General features: G+C 73.4%; 12 protein-coding genes. 5 read left to right on the top strand and 7 right to left on the bottom strand.

Annotation, left to right across the window (positions count from 1 at the left end; genetic code table 11):
- Window positions 1-7 precede the first annotated feature (7 nt).
- The 3 genes from J7E86_RS19840 to hutU form a co-directional block, all read right to left on the bottom strand.
- A complete protein-coding gene (locus J7E86_RS19840) occupies window positions 8-1390 on the bottom strand; it encodes a formimidoylglutamate deiminase (RefSeq protein WP_374223829.1) in 1383 nt (460 codons plus the stop codon).
- Complete coding sequence (locus J7E86_RS19835) at window positions 1381-2571, bottom strand: allantoate amidohydrolase (RefSeq protein WP_215083049.1); 1191 nt, start codon at window positions 2569-2571, stop codon at window positions 1381-1383. Before J7E86_RS19835 ends, J7E86_RS19840 begins: the two co-directional genes overlap by 10 nt.
- Before the next feature lie 137 nt (window positions 2572-2708).
- The gene (gene hutU, locus J7E86_RS19830; protein WP_215083048.1) at window positions 2709-4391 is read right to left on the bottom strand and encodes a urocanate hydratase; all 1683 of its coding nucleotides are present in this window, start codon (window positions 4389-4391) and stop codon (window positions 2709-2711) included.
- A 165-nt stretch (window positions 4392-4556) separates the two neighbouring features.
- Here hutU and J7E86_RS19825 point away from each other — a divergent pair, with 165 nt between their 5' ends.
- Entirely contained in the window at window positions 4557-5942 is a 1386-nt protein-coding gene (locus J7E86_RS19825; protein WP_215083047.1) for a diaminopimelate decarboxylase, read from the top strand.
- Here J7E86_RS19825 and J7E86_RS19820 read toward each other — a convergent pair.
- Complete coding sequence (locus tag J7E86_RS19820) at window positions 5926-6528, bottom strand: hypothetical protein (protein WP_215083046.1); 603 nt, start codon at window positions 6526-6528, stop codon at window positions 5926-5928. The genes J7E86_RS19825 and J7E86_RS19820 overlap by 17 nt on opposite strands.
- A 247-nt stretch (window positions 6529-6775) precedes the next feature.
- Between J7E86_RS19820 and J7E86_RS19815 the strand changes: the two genes are divergently transcribed.
- Complete coding sequence (locus tag J7E86_RS19815) at window positions 6776-8056, top strand: esterase (protein WP_215083045.1); 1281 nt, start codon at window positions 6776-6778, stop codon at window positions 8054-8056.
- A gap of 43 nt (window positions 8057-8099) precedes the next feature.
- Here the strand turns inward: J7E86_RS19815 and J7E86_RS19810 are convergent, their stop codons facing one another.
- Window positions 8100-8951, bottom strand: coding sequence for a MurR/RpiR family transcriptional regulator (locus tag J7E86_RS19810; RefSeq protein WP_215083044.1), 852 nt, complete (start codon window positions 8949-8951; stop codon window positions 8100-8102).
- A gap of 116 nt (window positions 8952-9067) precedes the next feature.
- A complete protein-coding gene (locus tag J7E86_RS19805; protein ID WP_308312651.1) occupies window positions 9068-10441 on the bottom strand; it encodes an acyl-CoA synthetase in 1374 nt (457 codons plus the stop codon).
- A 109-nt stretch (window positions 10442-10550) separates the two neighbouring features.
- Here J7E86_RS19805 and J7E86_RS19800 point away from each other — a divergent pair, with 109 nt between their 5' ends.
- Window positions 10551-10976, top strand: coding sequence for a hypothetical protein (locus J7E86_RS19800; protein WP_215083043.1), 426 nt, complete (start codon window positions 10551-10553; stop codon window positions 10974-10976).
- Between the two features lie 394 nt (window positions 10977-11370).
- On the opposite strand, the gene J7E86_RS19795 is transcribed toward J7E86_RS19800, so the two are convergent.
- On the bottom strand, window positions 11371-12765 hold the full coding sequence (locus J7E86_RS19795; RefSeq protein ID WP_215083042.1) for a cystathionine beta-synthase: 1395 nt from the start codon (window positions 12763-12765) through the stop codon (window positions 11371-11373).
- A gap of 171 nt (window positions 12766-12936) precedes the next feature.
- Between J7E86_RS19795 and J7E86_RS19790 the strand changes: the two genes are divergently transcribed.
- Together J7E86_RS19790 and J7E86_RS19785 are read left to right on the top strand one after the other, a co-directional pair.
- The gene (locus J7E86_RS19790; protein ID WP_215083041.1) at window positions 12937-13962 is read left to right on the top strand and encodes an SGNH/GDSL hydrolase family protein; all 1026 of its coding nucleotides are present in this window, start codon (window positions 12937-12939) and stop codon (window positions 13960-13962) included.
- Window positions 13963-14104: 142 nt separating this feature from the next.
- Complete coding sequence (locus J7E86_RS19785; RefSeq protein WP_215083040.1) at window positions 14105-15325, top strand: acetyl-CoA C-acetyltransferase; 1221 nt, start codon at window positions 14105-14107, stop codon at window positions 15323-15325.
- Window positions 15326-15872: the final 547 nt, after the last annotated feature.

Raw genomic sequence — 15872 nt, 5'->3', positions numbered from 1 at the left:
CGGTGGGTCAGGCGCGCAGGGCCGCGATGGACTCGGCCAGCGCCGACGGCACGTCGGGTACGAGCTGGTGGGCGCCCTCGCGCACGATATGGCGGCCGCCGACCACGGTGTCCCGGACGTCCGCGTTGGTCGCCGCGAATACGGCCGTCTCGACGGCGAGTTCCGGCGGCGGGCCCGCGGTGCGCACCGAGTCCAGCGCGATCGTGGTGAAGTCGGCGAGCGCGTCCGCCTCGATGCGGCCCGCCTCGTCCCAGCCGAGCGCGGCGTGCCCGTCGGTGGTGGCGGCGCGCAGCAGCTGAGCCGCGGTCCAGTGGCCGCGGGCGCGGCTGTGCAGCCGCTCGTCCAGCTCCATCGCGCGCGCCTCTTCGAGGATGTCGATGACGGCGTGGCTGTCGCTGCCGAGGGACAGCGGCGAGCCGGAGAGCTGGAGCTTGAGGGCCGGTCCGATGCCGTCGGCGAGGTCGCGCTCGGTGGTGGGACACATGCAGACGCCGGTGGACGTGTGACCGAGCAGGCGGATGTCGCCCTGCGTGAGGTGCGTGGCGTGGACGGCCGTGGTGCGCGGGCCGAGCACGCCGTGGTCGGACAGCAGGGTGGTGGGGGTGAAGCCGTGGGCCTCGACGCAGGCGTCGTTCTCGGCGGTCTGCTCGGAGAGGTGGACGTGCAGGGGCGCCTCACGCTCGCGCGCCCAGTCGGCGACTGTGGCCAGCTGGTCGACGGGCACGGCCCGTACGGAGTGGATGGCCGCGCCGATCCGGGTGTTCGCGTCGCTCTTCAGCGCGGCGGCGCGCTCGGCCCACTCCGCGGCGGTGCCGTCGCTGAAGCGCAGCTGGTGCCGGTTGGGCTCGGCGCCGAAGCCGGAGGAGAGATAGCAGGTGTCGAGGAGGGTGATGCGGATTCCGGCGTCGGCCGCGGCCGCGATCAGGGCCTCGCCCATGGCGTTGGGGTTGCCGTAGCGGTCGCCGCCGGGCTCGTGGTGGAGGTAGTGGAACTCCCCGACGGCCGTGATGCCGGCGAGGGCCATCTCGGCGTAGGTCGCCTTCGCCAGCGCGTAGTACGTGTCGGGGGTGAGGCGGTCGGCGACGCCGTACATGACCTCGCGCCAGGTCCAGAAGGAATCCGGCGCGTGGCCCGTCCCGGCACCCGCCGTCGCCTTCGGCGCGGCCTGGACCACGCCCCGCAGGGCCCGGTGGAAGCAGTGCGAGTGGGCATTGGCCAGTCCGGGGACCGTGAGCCCCCGCAGGGTCACCGCCCCCGTCGGCGGGGCGGCGATCCCTTTGCGCACGGCCTTGATCCGGCCGTTCGTGCCCGTCTTGATGACCACGCCCGGCTCGACACCGCTGTCGAGCCAGGCGTGCTCCGCCCAGTAAGTCTGTGCCGTCAGCGACACGCCAGGCCCTCCAGTACGTCGGCGAGTGCGGTCACCCCGGCCAGGCAGTCGTCCTCGGTCGCCGTCTCGGCGGGTGAGTGGGAGACGCCTGTGGGGTTGCGTACGAACAGCATGGCGGTCGGGACGGTCCCGGAGAGGATTCCGGCGTCGTGTCCCGCGCCCGTACCGAGGACGGGGATGCCCCCGCCCAGGATCCGGCCGAGTTCGTCACGCAGCGCGTGTTCGAATTCGACGACGGGGGTGAAGGACTCGCGGGTGATCCGGACGTCCACGCCGTCGCGCTCGCCGCGCTCGACGGCCGCCTTCTCGATCTCGGCGATCACGAGGTCGAGGGTGTCCTGGTCGGCGGCGCGGGAGTCCAGCCAGCCCCGCACGAGGGAGGGGATGGCGTTGACGCCGTTCGGCTCCACGCCGACCTTCCCGAAGGTGGCCAGGGCACCGGCGAGGCGGGCCTTCTTGCGGGCGGCGAGGACGGTGTTGGCGTAGGTGAGCATCGGGTCGCGCCGGTCCTCGATGCGGGTGGTGCCGGCGTGGTTGGCCTCGCCGTGGAAGTCGAACCGCCAGCGGCCGTGCGGCCAGATGGCCGAGGCGATGCCCACGGGGTTGTTCGTCACGTCCAGGGCCCTGCCCTGTTCGACGTGCAGCTCTACGAACGCACCGATGCGGGCGAGGCGCTCCGGGTCGGGGCCGATGGTGTCCGGGTCGTGGCCCGCACGCTCCATCGCCTGCGGCAGGGACACCCCGTCGGCGTCCCGCAGCTCATGCGCCTTCTCCACCGTGAGCTGCCCGGCGGCCAGCCGCGAACCGACGCAGGCGAGGCCGAAGCGGGCGCCTTCCTCGTCGCCGAAGTTGACGATGGCGAGGGGGCGGGCCGGGCGGGCCCCGCGGGCGCGGAGTTCGTCCAGGGCGGCGAAGGAGGACACGACGCCGAGCGGGCCGTCGTACGCGCCGCCGTCCGGGACGGAGTCCAGGTGGGAGCCGGTGACGACGGCGTCACCGGCGGCGGGGTCGCCGAGCCAGGCCCACTGGTTGCCGTTGCGGTCGAGTTCGTAGGTCAGGCCGCGGGATTCGGCCTGCGCCCGGAACCAGGCGCGGCAGTCGGTGTCGGCGCCGGTCCAGGCGTAGCGGCGGTATCCGCCGGTGGCCGCGTTGCGGCCGATGGGCCGTAGGTCGGACCACATCTCGTGGAAGGTGGCGCCTGCGGCGGGCTGCTCCCCTGCCCCGCCCCTTCCCGGAACCGGGGCCGAGGCCCCGGCCCCCCGGACCGCGCCGCGCGCGGTGTCCTCAAGCGCCGGACGGGCTGAATTCGGCTCGCCCGTCACGCCTGCTCACCCTCGCGCATCGGGATGCGCACACCCTTGTCGTCCGCCACCGACTCCGCGATGTCGTAGCCCGCGTCCACGTGGCGGATGACGCCCATGCCCGGGTCGTTCGTCAGGACGCGGCGGATCTTCTCGCCGGCCAGCGCCGTGCCGTCGGCGACCGTGACCTGACCCGCGTGGATGGAGCGGCCCATGCCGACGCCACCGCCGTGGTGGAGGGAGACCCAGGAGGCGCCCGAGGCCACGTTGACCATGGCGTTCAGCAGCGGCCAGTCGGCGATCGCGTCGGAGCCGTCGAGCATGGCCTCCGTCTCGCGGTACGGGGAGGCGACGGAGCCGCAGTCGAGGTGGTCGCGGCCGATGGCCAGCGGCGCGGCGAGCGTGCCGTCGGCGACCATCTCGTTGAAGCGCTCGCCCGCCTTGTCGCGCTCGCCGTAGCCGAGCCAGCAGATGCGGGCGGGCAGGCCCTGGAAGTGGACGCGCTCGCCGGCCATCTTGATCCAGCGGGCGAGGGACTCGTTCTCGGGGAAGAGGTCGAGCATCGCCTTGTCGGTCTTGTGGATGTCGGCCGGGTCGCCGGACAGGGCCGCCCAGCGGAAGGGGCCCTTGCCCTCGCAGAAGAGGGGGCGGATGTAGGCGGGGACGAAGCCGGGGAAGGCGAAGGCGCGGTCGTAGCCGGCGAGCTGGGCCTCGCCGCGGATGGAGTTGCCGTAGTCGAAGACCTCGGCGCCGGCGTCCATGAAGCCGACCATGGCCTCCACGTGGCGGGCCATCGACTCGCGGGCGCGGGTGGTGAAGTCGGCGGGCTTCTCGGCCGCGTAGGCGGCCATCTCGTCGAACTCGACGCCCACCGGCAGGTAGGCGAGCGGGTCGTGGGCGCTCGTCTGGTCGGTGACGATGTCGATGGGGGCGTTCATCGCCAGCAGCTGCGGCAGCAGCTCGGCGGCGTTGCCGAGGACGCCGATGGACAGCGGGCGGCGGGCGTCGCGGGCCTCGGTCGCCAGCTGAAGGGCGTGGTCGAGGGAATCGGCCTTCACGTCCAGGTAGCGGTGCTCGATGCGGCGGTCGATCGCGCGCGGGTCGCAGTCGATACAGATGGCGACGCCGTCGTTCATGGTGACGGCGAGCGGCTGGGCGCCGCCCATGCCGCCGAGGCCGGCCGTCAGCGTGATCGTCCCGGCGAGGGTGCCGTTGACCCCTTTACCCATTGAATGCAGCTTGGCGGCGACGGCGGCGAACGTCTCGTACGTGCCCTGGAGGATGCCCTGCGTGCCGATGTAGATCCAGGAACCGGCGGTCATCTGCCCGTACATCGTCAGGCCGAGGGCCTCCAGGCGGCGGAACTCCTCCCAGTTGGCCCAGTCGCCGACGAGGTTGGAGTTGGCGATGAGGACGCGGGGCGCCCATTCGTGGGTCTGCATCACGCCGACCGGGCGGCCGGACTGGACGAGCATCGTCTCGTCCTGCTTGAGCGTCTGGAGCGTGCGGACCATGGCGTCGAAGGAGCGCCAGTCGCGGGCGGCCTTGCCGGTGCCGCCGTAGACGACGAGCTTGTCCGGGTGCTCGGCGACCTCGGGGTCGAGGTTGTTCTGCAGCATGCGGAGGGCGGCTTCCTGCTGCCATCCGAGGGTGCTGAGCTGGGTGCCTCGCGGTGCTCGGACGGGTCGCGGTCCTGACATGGGCGGCTGCCTCCCTGGTGATGCTCCGGTCCGGCGCGCGCCGAGGAGCGCAGCCGCTGAATAGAACACTTCACATCTTGTGGCAGTGAATAGCATCAGTCAACAGGTCGGCGGGAACCCGCCCGGTTCCATGACAGGCCGCCGCGGCGGTGGTGGAGTGGACGCATGAGTGCGGAAGAGAGCGCCTCCACGCGGCGGCGGGACGCGGTACGGGCCGCCGTCCGGGCCGGGATCATCGACGCCGACCGGCCCGTCGTCGGGCTGCTCGACGTCCGGGGCGTCCGCGATGCCGTCGCGGCGCTCCACGCCGCGTTCGACGGCGCCGCACCCGTCCTGCACGCCTTCGCCGTGAAGGCCGCCTCCCTGGTGCCCGTGCTGCGGCTGCTCGCCGACGAGGGGATGGGCTGCGAGGTCGCCAGCGCGGGCGAGCTCGCGCTGGCGCGCGCCGCCGGGGTCCCGCCCTCCCGCACGGTCCTGGACTCGCCCGCCAAGACGCACGCCGAGCTGCGCGAGGCCCTCGCGCGGGGCATCGCGGTCAACGCCGACAACCGCGAGGAGCTGGCCCGCCTGGACGCCCTCGTACGGTCCGCGCCGACCGGATCCGTGCTGGGCGTGCGCGTGAACCCGCAGATCGGCGGCGGCAGCATCGGGGCGATGAGCACGGCCACGGACACCTCCAAGTTCGGGGTGGCGCTGCGCGACGAGGGAGCGCGCGCCTGGCTGGTGCGCGCCTACGCGGAGCGGCCCTGGCTGACGCGGATGCACGCGCACGTGGGCTCGCAGGGCTGCCCGCTGCCGCTGATGGCCGAGGGCGTACGGGCCACGTACGAGCTGGCCGAGGAGGTCAACCGGGCCGTGGGCCGGCGGCAGGTGCGGACGCTGGACATCGGCGGCGGACTGCCCGTCAACTTCGCCTCCGACGTGGTCACGCCCACCTACCGGGACTACGCGCGGCTGCTCGCGGCCACCGTGCCCGGGCTGTTCGACGGGCGCTACGGCCTGGTCACGGAGTTCGGGCGGTCGCTGCTGGCCAAGAGCGGCACGGTCCTGGCCCGCGTGGAGTACACCAAGTCGGCGGGCGGCCGGCGGATCGCGGTGACGCACGCGGGCGCGCAGGTCGCGACGCGCACCGTCTTCGCGCCCGCGTCATGGCCGCTGCGGGTGCTGGCCTTCGACGCGCGGGGCCGGCCGAAGACGGGCGATCCGGTGCCGCAGGACGTCGCGGGGCCGTGCTGCTTCGCGGGCGACCTGGTCGCGGTGGAACGACCGCTGCCCCCGCTGGAGACCGGCGACCACGTCGCACTGCTCGACACCGGCGCGTACTACTTCTCGAACCACTTCCAGTACAACTCCCTGCCCCGCCCGGGGGTTTACGGGTACGCGTGCGCAGAAGGCAGGAGTGACGCGGAAGGCGGGAGCCCCTCCACGGAGGAACCGGCCACCGAGGACCGCGTCCGCTTCGTGCCCGTACGCCGCCCGCAGTCCCTCGACGAGCTCGTCGAGGAGTCCGGCGGTGGCCCGCACACCGGCGGCCTCAGCGCGCTGCGCTGACCGCCGTACGAGCCGCCGCGCGCCCGCCCCGGCGCTTCGCGCCGCCCGGCGCGGCGTCACCGGCGGCGATGCCGGTGGTCTGGTAGCCGCGCACGGGCTTCGCCGCGGGGCTGCGCCGCGCGGCCTCGGTCCGTACCCACAGCAACGCGTCGGCGCGCCGCTCCAGGCCGCCCAGCCACAGGGCCTTGGCCCACAGGCCGGCGCCGGCCCCGGCCATCGCCAGTCCGGCGGCGGCCGGCACCGCGAGGGAGGAGCCCATGGCGGCGAGGAAGGCGCCCAGCAGCCACCAGCGGCGGGCCCGCCGCCGGTTCCGCAGGGTGACGGCGCGGTCCTGGAGGAAGACGGCGCGCCCCGCGCGGGACGCTCCGCGCGCCAGCTCCTCGTACCGCCGGCGGCGCGCCGTGAACACCGCGCCGGTCGTGATCACGAACAGTGCCGCCCCGGCGAGCACCCCGATCCGCCGCCCGGTCAGCCCCGGCACGAGCGCTCCCGTGCCCGCCGCCAGCAGTCCCGGCCACCACAGCCACCCGGCCGGCGCTCTGACCACCACGGCCACCCGCGCCAGCGCATACGACCCGCGCCCCACGTCGGTCCTCCTTCGCTGCGTCGGTCCACACGGAATCTGCCCCGTCCGGCGGCCGACTCAACCGGAACCGGGGATCCGCGCGGCAGGCTAGCCAACGAATCTGAGGACTGGCTGAGAAGCACCGGGCGCACGCGGAGCGCGCGGGTCATACCCCGGTAGTACACGCGTGTTGGCTCCGCCGTATGACGCGCCCGCCACCGCCGTTTCCCTAGAGTCGGCGCACCGGCCGATCGGAGGGAGCGGGACGATGGCGGTTCACGAGCGGGGACTGAGACGACGGGCCGTGGTGGCGGCGACGGTGCTGGCCGTGACGGCGCTGCTGGGGACGACGACGGGCCGGGCCGAGGCGCGGGAGCCGGGCACGCCCCGCCCCGCGCTGCCGGCGCCCACCGGCCCGTACGCGGTCGGCACCACCACCCGGCACCTGGTGGACACCCGCCGCCCGGACCCCTGGAAACCACGGGAGGGCGCCCGGGAGGTGATGGTCGGCCTGTTCTATCCGGCGGACCGCGTGGGTGGGAAGGACGGGGGCGACACCGCCCCGCACATGGACGCCGGCTCCGCCGCCCACTTCGGCTCCGCCCGCGGCGCGGGCAGCTTCAACTACGGCGTCCGCCCGGACGCCGCCGACTGGACGTCGACGCGCACCCACGCGCGTGTGGACGTCCCCGTGGCGCGCGGCAGCCGCGCGCTGCCGGTCGTGCTGTACTCCGCGGGGCTGGGCGACCCGCGCACCTGGAACACCGGTCTGGTGGAGGACCTGGCCTCGCGCGGCTACGTCGTCGTCACCATCGACCACACCTACGACTCCTCCGAAGTGCGCTTCCCGGGCGGACGCCTGGCGGAGTCGGTCCTGCCCACGCTCGCCGGCGCCCCCGTGTCCGAGGTCGACGCGGCCCTGCGCACATCGATGAAGGCGCGGGTGGACGATACGCGGTTCGTCCTCGACACCCTGGGCGGCGCGGCGTGGCGGCAGGGGCTGCCGCGCGGCCTGGGGCACGCCATGGACCTGCGGCGGGTGGGCATGGCCGGGCAGTCGGCGGGCGGGTTCACGGCGGCGCAGACCATGCACGACGACCGCCGGATCATGGCGGGGATCAACATGGACGGGCAGATGGAGTTCCCCCTGCCCGACGACACCGGCAGCACGCTGAGCACGGTCGCGCGCGAGGGCGTGGACCGGCCGTTCCTGCTCCTGGGCTCCGACGGCCCGGGCGCGGAGGACAACCGGGCCTCGTGGGCGTCCTTCCGGCGGCACTCCACGGGCTGGGGGGCCGAGATGGCCATGACCGGCGGGGCGCACGGCGCCTACACCGACGCCGCCTCCCTGCTGCCGGCGTTCGCCCGGCAGGGTGCGCTGACGGAGGAGGACCTCCGCAAGGACATCGGGACGGTGCGGCCGGAGCGGGCGGTGGCTGCCACGCGCGCGTACGCGGTGTCGTTCTTCGACCGGTTCCTCAAGGGGCGCGACGACCACCTGCTGGACGGGCCGTCGCCGCGCTTCCCGGAGATGCGCTCCGAGCGGTAGCGGACCGCGGGCCCGCCACTCTCCGGGACAGGCCGCGGGCCCGTCACTCCACGAACAGGCCCCGCGCCGCCGCCTTCGCGTCGAACTCCTCCAGCCGCGACTGCGCGTCCGGCAGCGCGTCGCACATCGCCTCCAGGAGCACCCGGCCCAGCAGCATCGGCGCGCACGCCGTGTCGAAGGCGAGGCCCGTGCCGACGGCGGCGGGCAGCAGCAGGTCGCTGTGCCGGGCGACGGGCGCGAAGGTGGAGTCGGCGACGGTGACGACGGTCAGGCCCTCGCCCCGGGCGTACTCCAGCGCCTCGACCACCTCGCGCGGGTGGCGGGGCAGCGCGAAGCACAGCAGCGCGCTCGCCCCGGCCCGTACGGCCGCGTCGACGCGGTCGGCGAGCAACGTGCCGCCCTCGTCCAGGAGCCGCACGTCGGGGTGGACCTTGCGGGCGAAGTAGGCGAAGCCGGCGGCCTGGGCGGTGGCGGCCCGCAGGCCGAGCACGGGCAGCGGCCGGGACGCGGCGAGCAGCCGCCCGGCCCGGCTGACGGGTTCGGGGTCGGCGAGCAGGGAGGCCAGGTGGCGGAGGTTGTCGATCTCGGCCTGGACGGCCTGCTGGTACTCGTTGTACGAGCCGTCGCCGGGCTCGTCGCCGGCCGGGACGACGTCGCGCAGGTGCCGGCGCAGCGCGGGGTAGCCGTCGAAGCCGAGGGCGACCGCGAAGCGGGTCACGGACGGCTGGCTGACGCCGGCGAGTTCGGCGAGTTCGACGCTGGAGAGGAACGGCGCGTCGGCGGCGCGCCGGACCATGCAGTGGGCGATCCGGCGCTGGGTCGGGGTCAGCCGGTGCCCCTCGAAGAGCTTCTGCAGGCGTGCGGTGGCTTCCGGCTCGCCTCCGTTGTCACTCATCGGCCCTCCACGCTTCTCGGTACGTCCGGTCCCGGCACGTCCAGTCTCTTCATTCAGCTACCCCTGACCCTGCATGGAATTATGCAGGGTCAGGGCGCGCCCCGCCCCGGCCCGCCTCACAAAGGCGGCAGGAGCTTCTTCTGCGGCTTGCCCATCGCGTTGCGCGGCAGCTCCTCCAGAAAGCGGACCCGGCGCGGCCGCTTGTGGCCGGAGAGGTGCCCGGCCACGAAGTCGATCAGCTCCCGCTCACCGACCCCGTCGGCCACCACATAGGCGACGATCTCCTGCCCGAGGTCGTCGTGCGGCACCCCGACGACGGCGGCCTCGCGCACCGCCGGGTGGTCCAGCAGCGCGTTCTCCACCTCGCCCGCCCCGACCCGGTAACCGCCGGACTTGATGAGGTCGGTGGAGGCCCGGCCGACGATGCGGTGCATGCCGTCCGGCTCGATGGTGGCGATGTCGCCCGTACGGAACCAGCCGTCCGAGGTGTACGCGGCCGCCGTGGCCTCCGGGCGGCCCAGGTACCCGGCGAACAGCGTCGGCCCGGACACCTCCAGCTCCCCGATGCCGCCCTCGGCCGCCGCCAGCCGGGTCCGCGTGCCCGGCAGCGGCAGGCCCACCGAGCCGGGCCGGCGCTCGCCGTCGGCCCGCGTGGTGAGGGTGATCAGGGTCTCTGTCATGCCGTAACGCTCCACGGGCCGCTGCCCGGTGAGCGCCTCCAGGTCGCGGAAGACGGGCGCGGGCAGCGCCGCGCTGCCCGACACCAGCAGCCGCGCCTTGCCCAGCTCCCGGGCCGCGTCGGGGGCGCCGGCCACCCGCGACCACACCGTCGGCACCCCGAAGTACAGGCTGCCGCCGGCGGCCGCGTACGCCTCGGGGGTCGGCCGGCCGGTGTGCACCAGGCGGCAGCCGGTGCGCAGCGCGCCCAGCACGCCGAGGACGAGGCCGTGCACGTGGAACAGCGGCAGGCCGTGCACCAGCGTGTCCTCGGCCGTCCACTGCCAGGCCCGCGCGAGCCCGTCGAGGCCCGCCGCGACGGCCCCGCGCGGGATGAGCACGCCCTTGGGCGACCCGGTGGTGCCGGAGGTGTAGAGGATCAGCGCGGTGCTGCCGGGGTCCGCCTCGGGCCCCGACCAGTCGGCCCGCTCGCCCAGGTCGACGGGGACTTCCTGGCCGGCGCCCAGCACCAGGGCGGCGCCGGAGTCGCGCAGGATGTGGCCGCGCTCGGCGGGGCCGGAGTCCGGCGGCAGCGGCACCACGGGCACCCCGGCCAGCAGCGCGCCCACGACGGCCACGACCGTCTCCAGCGTCGCCTCCGCGTGCACGGCCACCGACGGCGATCCGGCGATCCGGTGCGCCACCGCGCCCGCGGCGCCCAGCAATTGCTCCCGCGAGCAGGACCGGCCGGCGACGGTGAGGGCGTCCGGCCGGTCGGCCACGCCGGCTCCGGCGGCCAGGGACGACAGCAGGGGTTCGGTCGGTTCGGGCACGGACTTGCTCCTTCCACGGGGGCCGCCGGCGGTCCGGGGACTGCCCCCACTGCGGATACGGGTGCTGGCCCCAGGGACGCGGGGCCGCTGCGACCGTATCGTCGTCCGTATGACGGCCCACGACCCCGATGTGAAGAAGGACCTCGCCGCGACCCTGGAGACCCGCAAGGAACTGGGGCCGGAGTACGAGGCGGAGCTCGTCGACTCGTTCCTCGCGAACGTCGACCGGAAGATCGACCAGAAGGTCGACAGCACCGTCGACCGCCAGGTGCGGCGCCACCTCGCCGAGCGGCAGATGTCCGTGGCCCGGGGCGCCCGGCCGCGCCCGGCGGACGCGGGACCGGGCAACTTCGGCGAGCGCTTCGGCTTCGCGGCGATCTCCCTGGTGCTGGCGATCCCGCTGTCCGCCATCGGCGTGGTCAACGCGCACCTGCCCGGTCTGCTGGTGACCTGGGCGGGCATCGTCGGCGTCAACGCCCTGAACTCGGCGGGGTTCTTCCCCTGGCCGCGTTCCCACAAGCAGGACGCCGAATAGGCCGGAAGCGGCCGGTTCCCGGCCGGAAAGCGCGCCCGGGAAACGGCGGGAGAGATGGCGGGGGACCGCCGCACCCCGGCCGAGGCCGGAGTCGGGACGACGGCGGTCCCCCGCGGGGACGCGGTGCGGGCCTGGGCCCGTACCCCCGCGTCCGGACGGCCGTGGAGTCCGGGAGCCGCTCCGGAGGGTCCTGCCGCCGCACTGAGGGGTGCCGGTTCGGGCGACCGCCCTTGCCGACACCCCTCAATATGCCGGACCGTTGTTAAGTCCGTGCTGCGAGCGCGTGACACATACGTACCTTTTACGGGTCGCCTGTGCGTCTTGCTGTTCGCTTGACAACGCCTTTTGACAAGGCCCTTGCGCTACGACGTGCGCAAGGGCCCCAGCATCGCCCCTACTTGGCCGTGCCCGCGTCCTGCGCGAGGAACGCCAGCAGGTCCTGACGGCTCACCACACCGGTCGGCTTGCCCTCGACCAGCACGATCGCCGCGTCCGCCTCGCCCAGCACGGCCATCAGGTCCGCGACCGGCTCACCGGAACCGACCTGCGGCAGCGGCGGGCACATGTGCTTCTCCAGCGGGTCGGACAGCGAGGCGCGCTGGCTGAACAGCGCGTCCAGCAGCTCCCGCTCCACGACCGAGCCGATGACCTCGGCGGCCATCACATCGGGGTGCCCCGCGCCCGGCTTGACGATGGGCATCTGCGAGACGCCGTACTCGCGGAGCACCTCGATGGCCTCGCCGACCGTTTCCTCGGGGTGCATGTGCACCAGCGAGGGCATGCCGCCGTCCTTGCGGCGCAGCACGTCGGCCACGCGCGCGGCGTCGCCCGGCTCCTCCAGGAAGCCGTAGTCCGCCATCCACTCGTCGTTGAAGATCTTGCTGAGGTAGCCGCGGCCGCTGTCGGGCAGCAGCACCACGACGACGTCGTCCGGGCCGAGGCGCTTGGCGAGCTCCAGCGCGCTGACGACCGCCATGCCGCAGGAGCCGCCGACCAGCAGGCCCTCCTCGCGGGCGAGGCGGCGCGTCATCTGGAAGGCGTCCTTGTCGGAGACCGCGATGATCTCGTCGGTCACCGTGCCGTCGTAGGCGGTCGGCCAGAAGTCCTCACCGACGCCCTCGATCAGGTACGGACGGCCGGAACCGCCGCTGTAGACCGAGCCCTCGGGGTCGGAGCCGACGACCTTGACGCGGCCCTCGCTGACCTCCTTCAGATAGCGGCCGGTGCCGCTGATGGTCCCGCCGGTGCCCACGCCCGCCACAAAGTGAGTGATCTTGCCCTCGGTCTGCTCCCAGATCTCCGGACCCGTGGAGTAGTAGTGCGACAGGGGGTTGTTCACATTGCTGTACTGGTCCGGCTTCCAGGCGTTCGGCGTCTCGCGCACGAGCCGGTCCGAGACGTTGTAGTAGGACTCCGGGTGCTCCGGGTCGACGGCCGTCGGGCAGACGACGACCTCCGCACCGTAGGCCCGCAGCACATTGATCTTGTCGTTGGAGACCTTGTCGGGGCACACGAAAATGCACTTGTAGCCCTTTTGCTGGGCCACGATCGCCAGACCCACACCGGTGTTGCCGGAGGTCGGCTCGATGATCGTGCCGCCCGGCTTGAGCGCGCCGGACTGCTCCGCCGCCTCGATCATCCGCACGGCGATGCGGTCCTTGACCGAACCGCCGGGGTTGAAGTACTCGACCTTGGCAAGGACGGTGGCCTGAATGCCTTCGGTCACGCTGTTGAGCTTCACAAGCGGGGTATTGCCAACAAGCTCAACCATCGAATCGTGATACTGCACGGTGATCTCCGCGGTCGGGGGCACTAGCGGTCGTCGCGTACCCGTACGTCCAGCCTATTGCGCCGCCGAGTGCACTAGCGGTGCGTTGCGACAAGGACCACTCGGGGCAACAACCTGTTAGCACGGTGGAGCCGGGGTGCGTACCGTCGGAGCGGGAGGAGGTCCGGGCCCATGTCCATGTCGAGGGCGAGAGTCGCACGGCGCATCGCGGCGGCGGCGGCCTACGGAGGCGGCGGCGTCGGTCTGCTGGGCGCGACCGTGGTCGGGGTGCTGCTCACCGAGGCGCGGCTGGCCAAGCGGGTGGTCGGCGGGGGCCACGAACCACCACCGCACGCGGACGGCCGCTACGGCTCCGCCTTCGTCCACCGCCTGGGCCACGAGCCCCTGCTGCTGGGACTGCTCGGCGACTCCACGGCCGCCGGCCAGGGCGTGCACCGGCCACGGCAGACGCCGGGGGCCCTGCTGGCCTCGGGGCTCGCGGCGGTCGCCGAGCGGCCCGTACAGCTGCGCAACGTGGCCCTGCCGGGCGCGCAGTCCCACGACCTGGACCGGCAGGTCACGCTGATGCTGGAGGACGGCCCGGTCCCCGACGTGTGCGTGATCATGATCGGCGCCAACGACGTCACCCACGGCATGCCCGCCGCCCGCTCCGTGCGACTGCTGTCCGACGCCGTGCGCAGACTGTGCGAGGCGGAGTGCGAGGTGGTGGTGGGCACCTGCCCCGACCTGGGCACGATCGAGCCGGTCTATCAGCCGCTGCGCTGGATCGCGCGGCGGCTGAGCCGTCAGCTGGCGGCGGCCCAGACGATAGGGGTGATCGAGGCGGGCGGCCGTACGGTCTCGCTCGGCGACCTGCTGGGCCCGGAATTCGCCCAGAACCCCCGCGAGCTCTTCGGCCCGGACAATTACCATCCGTCCGCCGAGGGCTACGCCACGGCGGCCATGGCCGTGCTGCCCACGCTGTGCGCGGCGCTGGGGCTGTGGCCCGAGGGCGAGGAGCGGCCGGACGTCGCGCGCCGCGAGGGCATCCTGCCGGTGGCCCGGGCGGCCGCGGAGGCGGCGGCCGAGGGCGGCACCGAGGTCACGGGCGCCCGCGGCCGGTGGGCGCTGCTCAAGCACCGCAAGCGGCGCCGGCTGCCGGCCCACACCGAGGCGACGCCCCACCACGTGTGGTCGAGGGCGGGAAGGGGGACGTGAGGCGGTACGGGCGGTGGCCCGCATCACAGTGACCAAGCCGTGACCCCAGCCCTACGGGCGGGTAACTTCCAACAGGCCCTATCCGACGGTTCCGCCGTGATACCGCCTCCGTCCCGCCTTCTCGCGCCCACTGGAGCCCGTGATGCCCGAAGCCGTGATCGTCTCCACCGCCCGTTCCCCCATCGGTCGCGCCTTCAAGGGCTCGCTGAAGGACATGCGTGCCGACGACCTGACCGCGACGATCATCGGCGCCGCGCTCGCCAAGGTCCCCGAGCTCGACCCGCGTGACATCGACGACCTGATGCTCGGCTGCGGCCTGCCCGGCGGCGAGCAGGGTCACAACCTGGGCCGGATCGTGGCCGTGCAGATGGGCATGGACCACCTGCCCGGCTGCACCATCACCCGCTACTGCTCCTCCTCGCTCCAGACCTCGCGGATGGCGCTGCACGCCATCAAGGCGGGCGAGGGCGACGTCTTCATCTCGGCGGGCGTCGAGACGGTCTCCCGCACCGTCAACGGCTCCTCCGACGGCATGCCGGGCAGCCACAACACCTTCTTCGCCGAGGCCGAGGCCCGTACGGCGCACCGCGCCGAGCACGGCAGCGACGAGTGGCACGACCCGCGCGAGGACGGCCTGGTGCCGGACGCGTACGTCGCGATGGGGCAGACCGCCGAGAACCTGGCGCGTCTGAAGGGCATCTCCCGCCAGGAGATGGACGAGTTCGGCGTCCGCTCGCAGAACCTCGCCGAGGCGGCCATCGCGAAGGGCTTCTGGGCCCGCGAGATCACCCCGGTCACCACGCCCGACGGCACGGTCGTCGCCAAGGACGACGGCCCGCGCGCGGGCGTCACCCTGGAGGGCGTCCAGGGCCTGAAGCCGTCCTTCCGCGCCGACGGCCTGATCACGCCGGGCAACTGCTGCCCGCTCAACGACGGCGCCGCCGCCCTGGTGATCATGTCCGACACCAAGGCGCGGGAGCTGGGCCTGACCCCGCTCGCCCGGATCGTCTCCACCGGTGTCTCCGCCCTCTCCCCCGAGATCATGGGCTTCGGCCCGGTCGAGGCCAGCAAGCAGGCGCTGCGGCGGGCCGGGCTGGGCATCGGCGACATCGACCTCCTTGAGATCAACGAGGCGTTCGCGGCCCAGGTCATCCCGTCCTACCAGGCGCTGGGCGCCGACCTGGACCGCGTCAACGTCAACGGCGGCGCGATCGCGGTCGGCCACCCCTTCGGCATGACCGGCGCCCGCATCACGGGCACGCTGATCAACTCGCTCCAGTGGCACGACAAGCAGTTCGGCCTGGAGACGATGTGCGTGGGCGGCGGGCAGGGCATGGCGATGGTGATCGAGCGGCTGAGCTGAGCCGCAGCGGAGGGTAGGGGTCGCCCGAGGAACGAGGGCGGCACCTGCCCGCAGCGCAGGCGAGGCGAAGACGCGGCCGACAAGCACGAGCGGCTGAGCTGAGCCGCAGCGGAGGGTAAGGGGCGCCCGAGGCTGGGCTGAGCCGCGGTGCCCCTGATCAATACGGGCACTTGAGCTGATCACAAACAGGCTCCCGGCGGTCCGTATGTGTCCGTGACCGAATCGCCCCCAGGATGTGACCAACGTCCTGGGGGCACTTCGTTTCCCCAGGTCAGATATGTTGAAGGGACAACGTCCGGGCCCTAAGTCCCATCCCCTTCATGACGTTTTGCACTGTGGCCATAGAGCAGCGCGCGCGAAGCTGAGGTAGGAATCTGGGGGACCTATAGCAACCGGGAGTACGTCAGTGAGCGCCATGTCCCTTGCCCTGCTGCTGGCCGCTGCCACCGCGACGGCCGCCGGCGCGGCCGCGCTGTACAGCACTCGCGGCCTGCGTCGCCAGATCACCGCGCTGCGCGCCGAGCTGGCCGCCGCGGGGGCGGACCGC

Source organism: Streptomyces sp. ISL-11 (genome assembly GCF_018614525.1).
GTDB lineage: Bacteria > Actinomycetota > Actinomycetes > Streptomycetales > Streptomycetaceae > Streptomyces.
The sequence above is the reverse complement of the archived record's forward strand: the minus strand, read 5'-3'. Positions and strand labels throughout refer to the sequence as shown.

Excerpts from the sequence above, each read along its gene's own strand:
- J7E86_RS19835 (WP_215083049.1), bottom strand. The coding sequence starts at position 2,571 with ATGTGGTCCGACCTACGGCCCATCGGCCGCAACGCGGCCACCGGCGGA.
- hutU (WP_215083048.1), bottom strand. The coding sequence starts at position 4,391 with ATGTCAGGACCGCGACCCGTCCGAGCACCGCGAGGCACCCAGCTCAGC.
- J7E86_RS19825 (WP_215083047.1), top strand. The coding sequence starts at position 4,557 with ATGAGTGCGGAAGAGAGCGCCTCCACGCGGCGGCGGGACGCGGTACGG.
- J7E86_RS19815 (WP_215083045.1), top strand. The coding sequence starts at position 6,776 with ATGGCGGTTCACGAGCGGGGACTGAGACGACGGGCCGTGGTGGCGGCG.
- J7E86_RS19810 (WP_215083044.1), bottom strand. The coding sequence starts at position 8,951 with ATGAGTGACAACGGAGGCGAGCCGGAAGCCACCGCACGCCTGCAGAAG.
- J7E86_RS19800 (WP_215083043.1), top strand. The coding sequence starts at position 10,551 with ATGACGGCCCACGACCCCGATGTGAAGAAGGACCTCGCCGCGACCCTG.
- J7E86_RS19790 (WP_215083041.1), top strand. The coding sequence starts at position 12,937 with ATGTCCATGTCGAGGGCGAGAGTCGCACGGCGCATCGCGGCGGCGGCG.
- J7E86_RS19785 (WP_215083040.1), top strand. The coding sequence starts at position 14,105 with ATGCCCGAAGCCGTGATCGTCTCCACCGCCCGTTCCCCCATCGGTCGC.